This is a genomic window from Algimonas arctica (assembly GCF_014652695.1).
Classification (GTDB): Bacteria; Pseudomonadota; Alphaproteobacteria; order Caulobacterales; family Maricaulaceae; genus Litorimonas; species Litorimonas arctica.
Genome location: NZ_BMZH01000011.1, coordinates 51,007 through 68,165, shown reverse-complemented (window position 1 = coordinate 68,165; position 17,159 = coordinate 51,007). Strand labels below are relative to the sequence as shown.

Below are 17,159 nucleotides of genomic sequence, written 5' to 3'. Positions count from 1 at the left end.
CAAATTGGACCGAGCCCCTGAACGATCAGACGACGCTGATGGTCCCCCTACTCACGGATTATCATGACGACCTTTTCAGAGCTTAAGCTCGCAGACCCACTCGCGCGCGCCCTTTCCGCCCTTGGTTACGAAGAACCAACTCCCATTCAAGAACAAGCCATTCCGCACCTCCTCGAAGGTCGCGACCTATTGGGCATCGCCCAAACAGGCACAGGCAAAACGGCGGCCTTCGCCCTCCCGTCCCTGCACCATATTTTCACCCAAGATGCCGAGCCACCTAAACGCGGTGGCCGCGTTCTTGTGCTGGCCCCGACCCGCGAATTGGTCGGACAGATTCACGACAGCTTCGTTAGTTACGGTCGCAGCATGCCGCACCTGTCCGTTGCCAAAATCACAGGCGGCGTCTCAATCGGTAAACAGATCAAACGACTGGTGCATGGCAATGACGTTATTGTCGCCACGCCCGGACGATTGATGGACCTTTTGGATCGTAAATCCATCACACTCGCCCATATCGAAATCCTGATCCTCGATGAAGCCGATCAGATGATGGATATGGGATTTATCCACGCGCTCAAAAAGATCGTGCCGCTGCTGCCAAAAGAACGTCAGACGCTGTTCTTCTCCGCCACCTTGCCGCCGAAGATCAAAAACCTTGCGGCTCAATTCTTGACCGACCCCGTTAAAGTCACGGTTAGCCCAGCCAATAGTACGGCAGAACGCGTCACCCAATCGATCATCTTTGCCAAGCCCGGCGATAAGCCGATGTTGCTAGCCGATTGGCTGATCCAGCCCGAAGTGAAGCGCTCGCTCGTCTTTACGCGAACCAAACATGGTGCCGACCGGGTGGTAAAACGACTGGCTGAAAATGGTCTGCCGGCGCTCGCCATTCACGGCAATAAAAGCCAAGGTCAGCGCCAGCGCGCCTTGGATGCGTTTAAGAACAGCACAGTCGACATTCTTGTCGCGACGGATGTCGCGGCGCGCGGGATCGACATTCCGGGCATTACCCACGTCTTCAATTACGAAATCCCGAATGTGCCGGAACAGTATATTCACCGCATCGGCCGGACGGCCCGCGCCAATGCCGAAGGCCGCGCCGTCGCCTTTGTCGCGCCCGATGAGAAGGATTACCTCAAAGACATTCAAAAGCTTTTGGGTGAAACCATTCCCGTTGAGGCCATGCCTGACAATATGGGTGAACGGATCAAAGTGATCAAAGCGCGTGAAGCCGCAGCTCCGGTTGAGCTGTCACCTGATACGGGCCGCAAAGGTCGTGGCAAGTCTGGCAAAAAGAAAGATCGCTCTCGCGGTCGGTCGAACAGCCAGCCCCGCGATCACGTGTCCAATGACGAGCGTCCCGCGCGGTCCCGTCCAGAGGGTGATCGCAAACCTTATGCTGGCAAGCCCCGCTCAAACCGCAATTCCGGTGAAAGCTCTGAGACGGCCAACCTCGGCGGATCAGATGACCGTCGCCCAGCACGTGCTGACGGCGAAGGCTATCGCGGTCGTAAAAATCAAGGCCCCCGCGCCGGTGGTAGCGGACGCCCAGACGGACAAAAACGGTCCGAGGGTAAAAGCTGGTCTGATAAGCCCCGCTCACACGCTCGCTCTGATAAACCCCGTTCGGATAAGCCGCGCGGCGAAGGTCGTCCTGAAGGTCAGAATGCCCGTTCAGGCGAAGCCCGGTCCAGCGAAGGCTTTAAGCGTAAACCTTATCGCAAAGACCCGACCAAACGCACTGAGGGTGCGAGCCGGGGCGACGCGGCAAAAGGCGGCGGCGGAAAACCAAGCGGTGCCAGAGGCGGTTCGCCTAAAGGTCAATATGCGACGAAAAACACGGGCGGCGGCAAGCCGTCTGGTGACAAACCGTCCAGTTCCCGCCCAACGCGTGAAGCCCCAAACCGCAATAGCGGTGGCAGCCGTCCGCCAAAGCGGCGCGGTCGTTAGACTGAACGCTGCGCGCTTAGCCCGCGAGTCGGGAAAAGCGCGCGACTTCGGCTTCGAGCCGATCTTGACGGCGGGCGCTCCAGCGCACGCCCGGCTCGACCCAGCTTTGTTGGATCGGGCGCAAGCCCGTTTTCGGGCCGCCTGACAAATCGATCCGCGCAATCATGCGGTCCCCCTCCAGCACCGGATAGACGTAATAGCCCCAACGCCGTTTGGCCTTGGGGACGAATATCTCGTTGACATAATCGAAACCGAACAGAAACGAGAGCCGTTTGCGGTCTCGCACCGCCGGATCGAACGGGTTGAGCACGCGCAACCGCGATGTCGGGGCCCGCAAAGCCGCAAGCCGGACCTCAATATTGGCGGCGGCAAAGGCGTGCCGGATTGTTCCGTCCGCGCCTTCCACTTCAACTTGAACTAAACTGGCCTCATTCTGCGCAACCCAAGCCCGGACCTCCTGCGTCGTGCAGGCGTCCCAAAACCGCTTGAGTTCCCCGACATTAGCAAAGCCTAGCCGATCCAGCGCACTGTGGCACAGCCAATCAATTTGCGCGGCGTCGTCAATCTCCGCCTCGCGGAATTCTGCCGGGATAACGCGGTCCGTTAGATCATAATATTTTTGAAACCCCTTGCGGTAAGCGGTCGAAAGCTCGCCACAATACCACATATAATCAAGTGCGACCTTGGTCGGTGGACGGTCCCACATGGCGCGCGGTTCGGCCGGACGCGCATGCGTAAAGTCGGCGGAACAGAGCGGCCCCTCGCGCGCAATCCGCGCCTTAATCGCCGCGCGCGCCGCTGCGTCCGGCAGGCTCTTATACCAGCCATGGGTTAGTTTTTCGCGGAACTGGGCAAAGCGTCGCGTCCACATGGGATAGGTCGCCATGGGCAAAAGACAGGCATCATGACTGAAATGTTCGAACGCACCGCGCGGGGGGCATATCTCATCCTCATGCGCAAATCCGTGTAACGCGGGTTCTCGGTAGCTTTGATCCCGGCTCCAAAGAATATGGTGGTGTGCGCGCGAAACATTGCGAATACTGTCGAGTTGCACATAGCCGAGCGCATCAAAAATATCCGCCAAAGGCGGCGCGCCGAGCGGTGCCTGCGACAGCCCCTGTGCGTCCAGCCAGAGCCAGCGCGCCTGTCGATTTGTGATGCGGAGCGCGGCGCGGATCTTATGCTATCCGGGGATCGGAAATTTAGAATTGCCCACTTCGGTCTGGACGGAATAACTAAAGCCTTCCTTGTCCCACCCCGCCTGCGCGCCGCCGTGTCGGCCATCGACGGTCACAGCCGCGATCCCGCCGCTAAACTTATACCCTCGGTCGGTGATCCGTTTGATCGCCGCCGCAGCCGCCAACTCTGGCGGCATCCCTTGGCGCATTAACTCGACCACATGGTAACACGGCAAGAAGCGCATCATGACGTCCCCATTGCCCGTCGCCACCGCGCCGCCAACATACTGGTCGCCATACGCGCCCGCGCCCGGAATAGGGCTATCACCGACGCGCCCCGGTATCTTAAATTCACGCCCATTGGTCGAACAGCCAACGCAAAGGTTCCCGTTCGCATCGACGGCGATAGTCCCGACCGTGTCATGGCCGCGCAAGGTGTCCTCGACGAACGGCTCTGGGTTAAACGCATCCGAGCGCTCGCCCTTGGCTTTCCAATCTTCATAGGCTTTTTGTGAGCGCAGATTCGTTAGCGATTCCTCGACAAACCCCATGCGCACGGCGAACCGCGTGGCATCGTCACCGACGATCAAACTGTGCTGCGTCTCTTCCATCACCTTGCGCGCGACAGAGATCGCCTTTTTTACGCGTTTCAAACAACCGACTCCGCCGATATCGTGCGTTGGCCCCCACAAGATCATCGCATCAAGCGTCGTTTCCCCAATTTCATTCGGAACACCGCCATAGCCAACCCAATATTCATCCGTCAGCAGCTCAACATGGTTGATCGCGATTTCGACGGCATCAACAGACGAACCGCCCTCACGCAAAACATCATAACCGAGCTTATTCGCCCCCGGTCCAAAGTCCCATGTCGTCAATATAAACGGCTTACCCGGCTCGACTTTCGCCTGCGCAGGCGCGGCTTTGAGCATAGTTCCGAGAGCGACGGTCCCCGCCGCCGCGCCAAGAAGTCCGCGTCGTGAGAGACCGTCTTTTGTTAGGTCGTCCATAATACCCCCTATGTTTTCTTCGTCTTATTCGGTGGCTGACTTGGCTCTTTAATTTGGGTCTCAAGATCGGACCCGCCGCGTGGCGGGGCGGAGTAGCCCGTCTTAAATTCAAGCGGTCCGTCTTGTCCACGAATATTGAGGTCGCGTTGTGGGAACGGAATTTCAAACCCTTCGCGGATCAACATTTTATTGATGTCCGTGTGGACTTGATGGCTGACCGGGAAACGATCTTCGAACGTGCGCAGGAAGAAACGGACTTGGAAATCAAGCGAGCTATCCCCAAAGCCGAGGAAGAAAACTTGCGGGGGCGGTGTATCGAGAATTTTGACATTTTCCTTCAGCACGTCGAGCATAACTTCGCGCGCGCGGTCTGTATCCGAGCCATACGCAATACCGACATGAATCACGACCCGCGTGGTCGAGTTCGACAGCGTCCAATTAGTCACTTCCTGACTGATCAGGTTTTCATTCGGAATGAGGATTTCACGATTATCAAGGTCGCCCAACGTGGTCGCCCGGATTTTAATCCGGGTCACAGTTCCGGAATTATCGCCAATGGTGACAAAATCACCAATTCGTATGGGGCGCTCAAACAAGATAATCAGGCCCGAAACAAAGTTCGCGATAATCTTTTGCAAACCAAAACCAATACCAACCGATAGGCCCGTGACGATCCAGCGGAGCTGATCCCATTCCAGGCCGATCCTTTGGAAAACAATCACGAAGCCTGTCGCGACGATAATATAGCCCAAGATCGTCACAACGGCGTAGCGGGCCCCCGCGTCTACGCCGAGGCGGTTGAGAATAAAAATTTCGAGGAAACCGGGTAAATTGCGCGCCGCAATAATCGTGATGGTCGCAATCACGCCGGCTTGCAGCAACGTCCAAAGTGTAATGCTGCGGAAGATTTCTAATTTGGTATTTGGATCAATATCCCCCGTTCCGATTTCTCCGATCTGAAACCCATCAAAAATGGACAGAGCCGGCAGCAAACCAGACCAGATAAACCACAACATTGCCGCTAGACCGATAGCAATCATCGTGCGGAGCAACTGTGATGACTGGCGGCTCATCGCCGTGACATCGATCGCGTCCGTATCAATTGGCGGTGGTGACGGTATATCCTCGCCGCGCGCTTCGGCTTCCTGCTGTTTCTTGCGCGATCGAATCGTGGCTTCGCGACGCTCAACCGCTTGACGATATTTGATCTGGCGTTGCGACACAGTGATGGCGCGCCTCACCGTGCCGTAAAGAACATAAGTCGACAGCAAGACCCAGAGGGTCATGAATAAACGCACGAGAATATCGTCTGCGCTTTCATACCACCCCGCTCCGGCCATCACGGCCGCAAACAGCGGCAAGCCCACAGCGATAATCGTCATCGGCACCCGGTAACGGCTAAATGCAGACCCATCCGCAATAGCCGATGCGTAGCTTTTTCGACTGCGCCACAGCACCAGCAAAGCAAAGGCCGCCAGCGACAGAGCCGTGGTCATAAACACGGCGAGGGAGAAGCCGCCGTAAATATTTTCCCCGCGCATGCCCGAGGTCACAGCCAGCAGAAATGACGTCGTGCCAACAACAGGCAGGAACCAGCGTAAATTATTCTGAATAGCGAGACGCAAAGCCTTGTGCAGTTTGAAATGCGCCGCAAACAAGGATCGATCCCGGTCCCAGTAATTCCATGTCACGATAATCAATGAAAATAGCGCGAGATAGGCAAAGCCGTTGGACAAACCGCTGACCAAAAGGTCTGGTTCATTCGACGCGCCAAAGAGAATGGCCAAAAGGCCAAACAATAGGGGCCATGGCAACGCCATAATGACCCCAGCCCCGATGACCGCAGGCGTATGCCATAAGTTATCGTGCCTCACCCGCCCCACACAGTCCGCCCGCTTGAGAATGTCTTCCCGCAAGCTAGGGCGAAGTCGATAGGCGAGGATGATACAGATGCCAAAAAACACGATGACCAACCAAAGACGCTGAGACTGCGTTAGTAAGGCATTGATCGCCGTCTCGACATGCATGGGGGAGAAAAGCTCGACGGCGCCCAGGACAACCTTTTGCGGCCAGCCCACATTGATGGCGGGGACGCTCGGCACCCAGAGTAGGTTTTCATCCAAAACAGTGCGCAATTCTTCAGTACGATCCGAAAGCTCGTTCTGCGCGGTTTGTAATTCTGCTACCGCGTTAATGCGCCCTGTCGCATTGGACGCGATCTGGCGTAAAAACGCGCGTCTTTGTTCCGCTAATTGCCGGACCGCGACGGCGGCTGTGTCGGACAAAGGCTCAATCGCAGGATCCTCTCCGCGCGCATTTTGCAGCAAGACATCGGGATCAATCGCCCCGATAGGTAAGTCGCGAAGCTGTTCCTGCGCGACAACCCGTTGACGGGTCAAACTCGCAAGCGCGCGTTGCGTATCGCGCAGATCAGCGCGCAATTGCAGCGCCGGCGTGAGTTGATCCCCCAAGCGCCGTAATGTTGCGCCGGCTTCTCGGTCAAGCTGTCCCAAACTGACAAGTTCCGTCGCGGCGGTCAGATCGTTCTGAACATTCGCGGTTGTGCCGCGCACACGGGCCAACCGGCGCGACGTCGCAGAATCATCTGTCGCCATCGCGGTTAGCATATCGGCCAATCGCAAATTCTCAGCCGACATATTCGTCACCAACGGATGCGTATCTGTCAGGCTTGCGACAAAGTCGCGGGCGCGCTGCGCTTGTTGTGCTGCTTCAACAACTTTTCTCTGTCCCGTGAGGTTTTGCAGCGTGAGCACTTCTTCGTTCAAGGCTTCAGCCCGCAAATCGGCCAAATTTCGGCGCGCTGAGACAATGTCTTGCCGAAGTGGCAGACTTGATATCTCGGCTTCTAACGCGCTCACCTGGCGGCGTAAGGAAAACTCCCGTGCACGGAACGACTTGCGCCGGGCGTCCGCGACCGGGTCCAAGTCGGGACCGTCTATGGCTGTCAGCTCCGAGCTGATTTCACCCAGCTGTGTGCGCGCGCCGTTGAGTTCCCGCGGGGCTGCTGTCAGTCGCGCGCCAATCTCAGTCGTTTGCGTCCGGTATCCTTCGAGCTCGGCTTGCAACGCGCGCAGCTCACTTTCCTTGGCCAATAGCGTTTGCTCAGTCGCGAACATGGCAACCTCGCCGACGAGGTCCGCTTCCCCGTCCATCGGCTCCCGTGCAATCAACTCAGACTGCAAAGCCTCCGTTTCATCCCTAAGGTCTGTGAGAGTCTGTTCACCTGTCTCAAAACTATTATTAAATCGCGTCGCGATTTCACCCTGACGGGCCGCGGCTTCCAAACTATTGACCGCATTGTTAAGGAAAGATCGCGTCTGTTCACGTTGTTCATCTGTCAGACCATCGGATGGATCGTCGCCCTCATCATCCGGCACTTCGAGTGCATCGAGTTCTGCACGCAGCGACTGCGTCGTGAAGTCAGGGGCCGCCGAAACAGCCGGTGTCGTCGGGGCCGTCTGTGCCACCGCGTCCACTGTTAGGCCTAAACCGAAGCACAGCCCTATCAGACAAGCGGAAAAGCCTAAGGATTTCGTACGAATATTTGCAAATAAGCCCATAGTTGCTGTTTTCGGTCTTTCGTTCCGATTGTAAAGCGATTGCTCCTCCCATAGAGGCCCCGTCATGGCCCAACCGCCCCTTATATCGATCCAATCCGCTGCTTTGACCTTTGGCGGGACACCTTTGCTGACGGAGGCGAACCTCTCCGTATTTCAGCGGGACAGAGTCTGTCTTGTGGGACGCAATGGGTCAGGCAAATCGACCTTGATGAAAATTGCCGCTGGCATGGTCGAACCGGACTCGGGCGACATTATTCGTCAACCCAGCGCCAATGCGCGCTACCTCGAACAAAGCCCGGATTTGTCGAACTTCGCCACCGTGCTGGATTACATACAAGACGGGCTAATTAGCGTTGAAGGCCAATTTGATGAATCCACTGCGCGCGTTCCTTATCTGCTCGACGCTCTGGGCCTGACCGGCAAAGAAGACCCGACCAATCTGTCAGGCGGAGAGAAACGCCGCGCCGCCTTGATTCGTACACTTGCGCCTGAACCGGATGTGTTATTGCTCGACGAGCCGACCAACCACCTCGACCTGCCCGCCATTGAATGGCTAGAGACCGAACTCGGCCAATCTCGTTCAGCCCTCGTCCTCATCAGTCACGATCGACGGTTCCTTGAAAACCTCTCGAAACGCGTTGTCTGGCTCGACCGCGGGACCACGTTTGAGCTGGATAAGAGCTTCGCGCATTTCGAAGATTGGCGTGACGAGATGATCGAGCAAGAAGCGCTCGACCGGCATAAGTTAAAGCGGCAAATCAACCGCGAAGAACATTGGGTCACGCACGGCGTCTCTGGACGGCGCAAACGTAATGTCCGCCGGATGAAAGAACTCGGGACGCTCAAAAGTACGTTGAAAAATGCCAACGGACCGCAAGGCAATGTGTCGATCACGGTCAGCGAAGCAGATCGGTCCGCCAAACGTGTGGTCGAAATGAAAGATGTGTCGTTCGCCTATGGCGACCGTCCCATCGTCTCAGAGCTAAACCTGCGCATCATGCGAGGCGACCGGATTGCCGTGCTTGGCCCGAACGGGTCGGGTAAGACAACTTTGCTGAATTTGATGACGGGCAAACTCGACGCGCAAGAAGGCACGATCAAGCTGGGTGACAATCTTGAGCCGCTTATCATCGATCAGGCCCGCGCCGGACTCGACCCCGATATGAGCCTGCGTGACGCGATGGGCGACGGCAATGAGGCGGTCATCGTCAACGGCAATCCCGTTCACGTCATGCGTTATATGCAGGACTTTTTGTTCCGGCCTGAGCAAGCGACAACCCCGCTGCGCGCGCTGTCCGGCGGGGAGCGGGCCCGTGTGCAGTTGGCGCAAGGCTTGCGCCTTCCCAGCAACCTTTTAATTCTGGATGAGCCAACCAACGATCTTGATTTGGAAACGTTGGATTTGTTGCAAGATATGGTCGCCGACTATCCCGGCACCGTTATTCTCGTCTCCCACGATCGGGACTTTATTGACCGCCTCGCGGCGCGGACTTTGGCCTATGAGGGCCCGGCAGATTGGCAGCTTTATCCGGGCGGTTATAGCGATATGGCGCGGCAACGCGGCAAAGGCGTCGAAGCGCGCTCAGAGAATACCGGCAAGTCAAAAAAGAAGTCGAAACCCGCGCCCCGCAAAGGGCGAACTGAAAAGCTCTCCTTCAATGACACCTTCCGGCTCAAGAACCTGCCTGAGGAAATGAAAGCCATCAATGCGGCGATCGAAGTCTTGAATGCGGAACTGGCGGATCCAGACCTTTATGCGAAAGATTTCGACCGATTTTGCGCCGCGTCTGATGAGCTCGTCAAAGCGAGTGAAACGCTGGACACTGCGGAAATGGAATGGCTCGAATTGGACGAAAAGCGCGAGGCGCTTAAAGGCTGATTCTCATAGGATTATCAGGGGGCCCGGTCCGCGACGATCCGAAGGTCAAGAATTACATCAAGACCCACATAACCTTCGGTATTCCACGGCGATTGACCCACATCCCATCGGGTCCTGTTAATTGGGAACGTCGCCGTCATGACGGTGCGTCCGTCTGTCTCATTCAGTTTAAACGGAAACAAAATCTGTTTGGTTTGCCCTTTGAGCATGAGCGTCCCCTGCGCAATATAGGCATTGCCGTCTTCGCGGATTAATTGCGATTCAAAGACTGCGACAGGGAATTTTTTGGCGTCAAACCAGATGTTGCTGGACGCATTGCTATTCCGGTCTGTTGAACCGCCATCAAATGAGGCGAGAGGCACAGACACTAGTACACGCGATGCCTCCAGCTCCTCAGGATCGAAATAGATCAGGGCCTCGAAGTCAGTAAATTCACCCGTGAAGACGACCCCTTCCTGTGTTGCCGCGAATCCAAGGCGGCTTTCATCATTCGCCACAACATAATTCGTCTCAAAAGCGGGGGCCTGTATCTCAGGCTCGACTGTTTCCCCTCTGCAAGCAGAGAAAAGAAGGGCGGAGAGCAGGATGACGAAGCGCATCCGCTCTGCTAGCGCGTTCAAACGCTGACGCCAAGGAGACTTGATGACTAACCACCCGAATTCGCCTTTTATAGCCACGCCCGGACAAACATTTACGCTGGCCGACCGGCCAACGCGAGTCGATCACTTCGAAGACAAGAGCGATGCGAAAGACGCGGCCTTGGATCATGCCAAAGACATTGAAGACCTGGCCCACCGTCTTTACGGTCAAGCGAGCCAAAAACTCCTCGTGGTACTGCAAGGCATGGACACATCGGGCAAGGACGGCACAACGAAAGCGGTATTCGACCGCACACCACCGCTCAATGTCGGTGTCGCCGCCTTTAAAAGCCCCAGCAAACAAGAATTGGCGCATGACTATCTCTGGCGCGTCCATCAGGTCGTTCCCAAAAAGGGCCAGATCACGGTCTTTAACCGCAGCCATTACGAGGATGTTTTAGTCGTTAAAGTGCGAGAATTCGCGCCTGCGGAAGCCATTGAGCAGCGCTATGCACAGATCAACGATTTTGAGCGCATGCTCGTTGAGACCGGAACGACCATCCTAAAGTGTATGCTTCACATTAGTCACGATGTGCAGGGCGAACGGTTGCGTGACCGATTGGACGTCCCGGACAAACGCTGGAAGTTTAATCCGGGCGATCTAGAGGACCGCAAATTATGGCCGGACTTTATGAATGCTTATGAAACGATGGTGCAGCGAACCTCGACGCCGTACGCGCCGTGGTACATCATCCCCTCGGACGATAAGCCCACTCGCAATGCGATTGTCGCGCGATTGGTCCGGCAAACGCTGGAAGCTATGAATCCGACCTATCCCGACCCGGGTTACAGGCCGGAAGATTTCGAAATATAGCGGTTTAATATCCCGCTTTGGCGTCGACCCTCAGCGGCGGCTCTTCCCCGGCCTCAATCGCGCGATACGCCGCTGTAAAAGCCGCGACCGTGTCTGCATTCAGGGTGATGCCTGAGACATGCGGCGTCAGGGTCATCTGGGGCTGCGCCCACAGCGGACTGTCTGGCGGGAGCGGTTCTTCGGGCACAACATCCAAGACGGCGTGACGCAAGCGGCCCGCCGCCAAGGCCTCAACCACGGCATCCATATCCGCTGTTGCCCCGCGACCAACATTGATAAAGAGCGCGCCTTCAAACTTTGACAAGACGTCTATGCCGATAATGCCCTGCGTTTGTGACGTCAGCGGGAGCGCCCCCACACACACATCAAAATTAGTCATATCTGGAAGGTCGTCTAACCGAAAGACACGGTCAAACGGCGCCCGCGCCTGTCCGCTCCGGCTTGCGCCCGAGACCCGCATCCCAATCGCCAGCAAAGACGTCGCAACGCCCCCGCCAATCCCGCCCGTGCCAAAGATCAACGCTCTACGGTCTGCGGCAATATCCGGTGTGCCCGCCACAGGGTTCCAGTTTCGATCAGCTTGCAACTGACGCCGCAACGCCTGTTTCTGTGTGTCCGCCAAAATATAAGACAGGACATATTCGCCGATCTGCTGCCCCATGCGACCGACAGTGCGGGTGATCAGGTGCGGAGACATGTTCGCGTCCGTCAAACGATCCAACACGCCGTTCGCACCTGCGCCCGCAATATGGACCCAGTCCGCATCTGCGTAGCGGGCGATTTCCGGGCCTGGCGTAAAGGCGATCAGCGCGTAGCCGCCTTTCGGGGCCGCGCCCGCTTCCAACACAGAAAGCGCTGGCAGCGCGTCCCGCAGCAACGCCGCAATGGCACGCGCTTTCGGACCCAGAACAACCACTGAATCTGGGAGGGCGATCGGCATTTTATGCGTCTGTGACTGTGGCCCGCATCTTCTTCTTGTCGATCTTACCAACCGGGGTCAGCGGAATTTCATCGAGGAAGTGGATGTGTTTGGGCACTTTATAGGGGGCCATATTCGCGCGAATCCACGCACGGAGGCGACCTTCAGTTTCGGCATCCGACCCTGTGCTCACGGCGCTGCGCTGGACAAAAAGATGAACGATATCATTCCCCGGCCGTTTCGCATCGGGGGCGCCGACAATGGCGGACTCAGCCACATCGGGCAACGCTTTCAACTTGTCTTCAATCTCAACCGAGAAGACTTTGAACCCGCCGACCACGAGCATATCCTTGGCCCGATCACAGAGGTAAATATAGCCGTCTTCGTCCATATAGCCGACGTCGCCACTATACATGTGACGCACACCATCGATCTCTCGCAAAGCACGCGCGGACTCGTCGGGAAGACCCAGATAGCCCGTCATGAGCTGTGGCCCAGAGGTCACAATTTCCCCGACCTCGCCAAGTGGCATTTCCTTTGTCCCCGTTTCAACATCCATAATCCGCACATCGGCCCCGGGCATTGGGATGCCGACAGAGCCAATTTTATAGTGTGCAATAGGGTGGTTGATGTAGCACGGTCCAGTTTCGGTCATGCCAAACACATCGGCAAATTTACCCGCGCCAATGACGGCCGCCAGTGCATCATAAGTTGTGCGCGTCAGAGGCGCCGCGCCCGATTTCGCGGTTTGCAGTCCGGAAAAATCAACGTCGGCAAATTCAGGGTGCGCCAACAACATATCGTATAGCGCGGGCACCGCGCCGAGCCGCGTCGGGGGCACCGCTTTTAATTGCGCGACGAAATGATCAATATCGCGCGGATTGGGCAGCAACAGTGATTGCGCGCCAAACGTCAGCGCGCCAACGATGAACGACAATCCCGCAACATGGAAAAAGGGGAACGCCGAGGCGTATTTTTCTACATAAAGCTGATTGGGCGGGTCCATCGCCGCGACTTGAATCGGATTAAGCAGCAACGTCTTATGACTAATCTCGGCCCCCTTGGGCTTGCCCGTTGTGCCGCCCGTATATTGGATCATGAACGTGTTATCGGACTGGATATCGACTTGCGAAAAGTCGTCCGACTGCCCCTCGACCAAGGTCTGATAAGTATGGGCCTGAACCCCGGGACGATCGACAGAGGTAATATCGGGCGCGCCAAGAAAATCCCCGGCGCCCACACTGATAATATGGCGAAGTCCCTCGGGCGTCCGCGCCATTGCGGCGATCGCGGGCGCGAAATCCGACAGAGTCATGAGGACAGAAATTCCCGCATCCTCAATCTGGTGAACCAATTCTGGTGGCGCCAGCAAGGGCGATACGCCCGACCCGCGCGCGCCCAATTTAGACACGGCAATTATGCCAACCACATATTGCGGCACATTGGGCATGTGAAACCCGACCGTATCGCCTGCACCAATGCCGTTGGCCTGTAACGCGTTCGCCAGTCGATTGGCTTCGGCATTCAGCTCAGCATAGCTCAGCGTGCGGGAAAAATAACGAAAAGCGGGCGCATCCGGGCGGGCGATCGCATGACGTTCAATATGCGCGCCAAGCGGCAGGCCGTCAAACTCGGGCACAACAACGCCCAGTTCCTCATGCAGCTTCAACCAAGGCTTTTTGTGGTCCGTCATCAACACTTTCCCCTGCGATCGTGAGCTATTTGCCCATTCTTAAATTGCGTGTGCCAGCGTCAACGGCGGACGATCAAGTCGTTTTTGGCGATAACCGCCATTAGATGCATTGATGGCCGCTTTCGCGGCCATGCTTATTCCGCGGCTGCCAGCAATTGCGCGTTCCCGCCAGACGCGGTGGTGTCGATACAGACATGTTCCTCGCGCACCAACATCAAGGGATCATCAGACACAATCAACGGCAAAATGGGGCCGTCTCGCTCCGCTAAGGCCACGCGGCAAGCACGTTGATCCGCCTCGGACCCCCAATGAATAACCGCCGTAAACCCGCCCAACGTACGCAAATCCTCTGGCGCGATTGACAGCAAAACGGCGCTATTGCCGTAGCTTTGTGCTAAGTCCGCTTGCGCGGCGCGGTTAGCCGTGCCCGGCCCCAGACACAAAACTTTACCCTTGGCATAGACGGACAAGCGGTTGCTTTCCCCTGTTGGACCGGGAAGCTCAGTTGTCGACAGCGGGTCCATCCGCGCGGGCGGCGCGGCGTCGATCGCAGCTTGGGGGTCATGCCCCAAGTCGTCCTGAGCCATAACAATGGGTGTATCGGGCGTATTATCCCGCTTCACAGACTGTCGGGTGAAGCGTTCAACATAATCGGACCCCCCCGCCTTGGGACCTGTCCCTGAAAGGGCAGAGCCACCAAACGGTTGCACCCCAACGACCGCACCGATTTGGTTGCGGTTGATATAAATATTGCCGACGCGCAGGGCCCGCTTTGTCTCAGTGACACGCCCATCAATCCGCGTGTGCAAACCAAAGGTCAGCGAGTAATCGCGCTGATTGATCCTGTTTATAATGTCCGGGATATCTACCGCATTGAACCGCGTGACATGCAAAACAGGACCAAAGACTTCGCGGTTTACATCGGCATAGCCATCGACCTCGATCAATGTCGGCGCGACGAACCGGCCTATTTCAGGCACGCCCAATTGAAACAGGGGATCATGCTCAGCAATATAATCGACTAAGCCTTTCCGAGCACGTTCATCAATAACGGGGCCAACATCGGTAGACAGATCCCACGGATCACCCAAGCGCAGTTCGGCCATCGCGTCTTTCAACAACCGAACGAACGGCGTGTAGATATCGGATTGCACAAACAATACCCGCAGCGCGGAGCAGCGTTGACCGGCACTCTGAAAACTTGACGCCAGCACATCGCGCACGGCCTGTTCGGGCAATGCCGTGCTGTCGACGATCATGGCGTTGATCCCGCCCGTTTCCGCAACCAAGGGCGCGGCTGGATCAAGATGACGCGCCACATTGCGGTGGATCGCCATCGCGGTGGCTGTCGATCCTGTAAAGACGACTCCGTCAATGCGCGGATCACTGCTCAGCGCAGCGCCGACGACGGCGCCGTCACCCGGGAGGGTTTGCAGCGCCGTTCGAGGAACCCCTGCATCATGTAAAATTTGTGTCGCCCGCATCGCGATGAGCGGCGTGCTTTCCGCCGGTTTCGCAATGACGGCATTGCCCGCCGCGAGTGGCCCGGTCACTTCGCCGACAAAAATCGCCAGCGGGAAATTCCACGGGGCGATCGCAGCAACGGTGCCGAGGGGGGCATCATCGTCGCTCGCAAAGGTCGCGTAATAGCGCAAAAAGTCCACGGCTTCGCGCAACTCAGCAATGGCGTCTTCTGCGGTCTTTCCCGCTTCCCGTGCGAGCAAGGCAAGCAATTCAGGGGCGGCGACTTCCAAGCCGTCTGCCGCGCGTGTGAGCACAGACGCACGGGTCGCAGCGCCCACATCCCACGGCTGCGCGCGGGCAATGGCCGTGTCGGTTTCGGCTTTCGTGGCAAAATTGACAAAGCCAACGACATCGTTTGGTTTCGCCGGGTTTGTGATCGGGACACCTTCGCCAAAGGTCCAGACCGTCTCGCGATAACGCGCCCTCGCCGCGAGCAGCGTTTGCGCCGTCAGCGGGTCACGCAAATCATAACCCGAACTATTTATGTGCGGCTCTGTCGTGTCTTTGGGGCGCGGTAGCATCGTGTCGCGAATATCCTCAAACGGATCAGCGATAATTTCGTCAATACTCACGGCCTTGTCAGTCACTTTGGAAACGAACGAACTATTCGCCCCATTCTCCAACAGGCGGCGCACAAGATAGGCGAGCAGATCTTCATGCTCCCCGACCGGCGCATAAATCCGCACAGGGCGATCCAGCTTTTCGCGCAAATAGGCATGCAACGCATCGCCCATGCCGTGGAGGCGCTGGAACTCGTAACCCGATTGATCCTCGCCCGCGAGCTCGAGAACAGCCGCGACTGTATGCGCATTATGGGTCGCAAATTGTGGATAGAGCGAGGGGCGATTGGCGAGAAGTTTTTCCGCGCACAGGATATAATTCCGATCCGTATCGGATTTAGTCTCATAAACCGGGTAACGGTCCAGCCCCATCACTTGCGCGCGTTTAATCTCTGTATCCCAATAGGCGCCCTTCACCAGACGCACCATAAGACGGCGACCTGTGTCCTTGGCGAGGTCCGCGACCCAGTCAATCACAGCCGGACTGCGCGTGCCAAAGGCTTGCACCACAAGACCGAGCCCGTCCCAGCCATCCAGCGCCGGGTCGCGGGCTAACGCCTCGACAATATCGAGGTTCAGCTCGAGCCGTTCGCTTTCTTCGGCGTCAATATTAAAGCCCATTCGCGCGTCGGCCGCCATTTTGGCGAGCGTCGTCAGGCGCGGCAGTAATTCCGCCATCACGCGATCCCGCTGAAACTCATCATAACGCGGATGAAGCGCGGATAGTTTGACGGATATACCGGGGTTATCCGCGACGTCTTGGCTATTACAGCGCGCTGCGAGCGCGCGGATCGCGGTTTCATAATCCCCGTAATATTCCAGCGCGTCAGGCGTGCTCATCGCCGCTTCGCCGAGCATGTCATAACTATAGCGATATTTGCCAGTGGAGCGTTTGAGCGCCCCAGCGATGGTTTCGCCCAACACAAATTGACGCCCCATGATTTTCATCGCTTCGCGCACGGCGCGACGGATAACGGGTTCGCCAAGACGCTTGACCATGCCGCCCAGTGTTTTGTGAACGGGGGTTTTCGTATCCAGCACCCGTCCCGTCATCATCAAAGCCCAGGTCGAGCTATTGATAAGCGGGCTGGCGCTTTTGCCGAGATGAAGACCCCATTTTGACGGCGCGATTTTATCCTCAATCAGGTCATCCATCGTCTCGGTATCCGGCACCCGAAGCAAGGCTTCGGCGAGGCACATCAAGGCCACGCCCTCATCCGTCGAGAGGCCATATTCAGCCAACATCAATTCCATCAAGCCGGGTTTGCTATCTTCACGCAAATGACGGACGAGCGTGCGGGCGCGGTCCTGAATGGCAGTCCTTAACGCCGGCTCTGTTAGCCGGGACGTGTCCGGTAAACGAGCCGTTGTCTGGAAAGCTTGCTGGCGAATGGCGACGCGGTATGAGTTCAT

The 17,159-nt window shown here is 57.1% G+C and carries 10 protein-coding genes; 3 read left to right on the top strand and 7 right to left on the bottom strand.

Going from position 1 to position 17,159, the window contains the following annotated elements; genetic code table 11:
- The first annotated feature begins 63 nt into the window (after positions 1–63).
- Positions 64–1,950 carry a DEAD/DEAH box helicase gene (locus IE105_RS12165; protein ID WP_189498852.1) on the top strand — a complete coding sequence of 629 codons (1,887 nt, stop codon included), beginning with the start codon at positions 64–66 and terminating at the stop codon, positions 1,948–1,950.
- Between the two features lie 16 nt (positions 1,951–1,966).
- On the opposite strand, the gene IE105_RS12160 is transcribed toward IE105_RS12165, so the two are convergent.
- The 3 genes from IE105_RS12160 to IE105_RS12150 form a co-directional block, all read right to left on the bottom strand.
- On the bottom strand, positions 1,967–3,034 hold the full coding sequence (locus tag IE105_RS12160; RefSeq protein WP_233354137.1) for a winged helix-turn-helix domain-containing protein: 1,068 nt from the start codon (positions 3,032–3,034) through the stop codon (positions 1,967–1,969).
- 99 nt (positions 3,035–3,133) lie between these two features.
- A complete protein-coding gene (locus IE105_RS12155) occupies positions 3,134–4,138 on the bottom strand; it encodes a glycosylasparaginase (RefSeq protein ID WP_189498850.1) in 1,005 nt (334 codons plus the stop codon).
- A gap of 8 nt (positions 4,139–4,146) precedes the next feature.
- Positions 4,147–7,719 carry a mechanosensitive ion channel domain-containing protein gene (locus IE105_RS12150; RefSeq protein WP_189498847.1) on the bottom strand — a complete coding sequence of 1,191 codons (3,573 nt, stop codon included), beginning with the start codon at positions 7,717–7,719 and terminating at the stop codon, positions 4,147–4,149.
- Positions 7,720–7,783: 64 nt separating this feature from the next.
- On the opposite strand from IE105_RS12150, the gene IE105_RS12145 reads away from it, so the two are divergent.
- Entirely contained in the window at positions 7,784–9,598 is a 1,815-nt protein-coding gene (locus tag IE105_RS12145) for an ABC-F family ATP-binding cassette domain-containing protein (protein ID WP_189498845.1), read from the top strand.
- 14 nt (positions 9,599–9,612) lie between these two features.
- On the opposite strand, the gene IE105_RS12140 is transcribed toward IE105_RS12145, so the two are convergent.
- Positions 9,613–10,197: a YceI family protein gene (locus IE105_RS12140; protein ID WP_189498843.1), complete on the bottom strand. Its 585-nt coding sequence runs from the start codon at positions 10,195–10,197 to the stop codon at positions 9,613–9,615.
- Between the two features lie 43 nt (positions 10,198–10,240).
- On the opposite strand from IE105_RS12140, the gene IE105_RS12135 reads away from it, so the two are divergent.
- On the top strand, positions 10,241–11,050 hold the full coding sequence (locus IE105_RS12135) for a PPK2 family polyphosphate kinase (RefSeq protein ID WP_189498841.1): 810 nt from the start codon (positions 10,241–10,243) through the stop codon (positions 11,048–11,050).
- Between the two features lie 4 nt (positions 11,051–11,054).
- On the opposite strand, the gene IE105_RS12130 is transcribed toward IE105_RS12135, so the two are convergent.
- The 3 genes from IE105_RS12130 to putA form a co-directional block, all read right to left on the bottom strand.
- Positions 11,055–11,990 carry an NAD(P)-dependent oxidoreductase gene (locus tag IE105_RS12130; protein ID WP_189498839.1) on the bottom strand — a complete coding sequence of 312 codons (936 nt, stop codon included), beginning with the start codon at positions 11,988–11,990 and terminating at the stop codon, positions 11,055–11,057.
- A gap of 1 nt (position 11,991) precedes the next feature.
- A complete protein-coding gene (locus IE105_RS12125) occupies positions 11,992–13,662 on the bottom strand; it encodes a class I adenylate-forming enzyme family protein (protein WP_189498837.1) in 1,671 nt (556 codons plus the stop codon).
- Positions 13,663–13,796: 134 nt separating this feature from the next.
- Positions 13,797–17,159 carry a bifunctional proline dehydrogenase/L-glutamate gamma-semialdehyde dehydrogenase PutA gene (gene putA, locus IE105_RS12120; protein ID WP_189498835.1) on the bottom strand — a complete coding sequence of 1,121 codons (3,363 nt, stop codon included), beginning with the start codon at positions 17,157–17,159 and terminating at the stop codon, positions 13,797–13,799.

What these genes read in the sequence shown, in the direction of transcription:
- putA (WP_189498835.1), bottom strand. Translation starts at nt 17,159, where the DNA reads ATGAACTCATACCGCGTCGCCATTCGCCAGCAAGCTTTCCAGACAACG.
- IE105_RS12140 (WP_189498843.1), bottom strand. Translation starts at nt 10,197, where the DNA reads ATGCGCTTCGTCATCCTGCTCTCCGCCCTTCTTTTCTCTGCTTGCAGA.
- IE105_RS12135 (WP_189498841.1), top strand. Translation starts at nt 10,241, where the DNA reads ATGACTAACCACCCGAATTCGCCTTTTATAGCCACGCCCGGACAAACA.
- IE105_RS12165 (WP_189498852.1), top strand. Translation starts at nt 64, where the DNA reads ATGACGACCTTTTCAGAGCTTAAGCTCGCAGACCCACTCGCGCGCGCC.
- IE105_RS12155 (WP_189498850.1), bottom strand. Translation starts at nt 4,138, where the DNA reads ATGGACGACCTAACAAAAGACGGTCTCTCACGACGCGGACTTCTTGGC.
- IE105_RS12150 (WP_189498847.1), bottom strand. Translation starts at nt 7,719, where the DNA reads ATGGGCTTATTTGCAAATATTCGTACGAAATCCTTAGGCTTTTCCGCT.
- IE105_RS12125 (WP_189498837.1), bottom strand. Translation starts at nt 13,662, where the DNA reads ATGACGGACCACAAAAAGCCTTGGTTGAAGCTGCATGAGGAACTGGGC.
- IE105_RS12145 (WP_189498845.1), top strand. Translation starts at nt 7,784, where the DNA reads ATGGCCCAACCGCCCCTTATATCGATCCAATCCGCTGCTTTGACCTTT.
- IE105_RS12130 (WP_189498839.1), bottom strand. Translation starts at nt 11,990, where the DNA reads ATGCCGATCGCCCTCCCAGATTCAGTGGTTGTTCTGGGTCCGAAAGCG.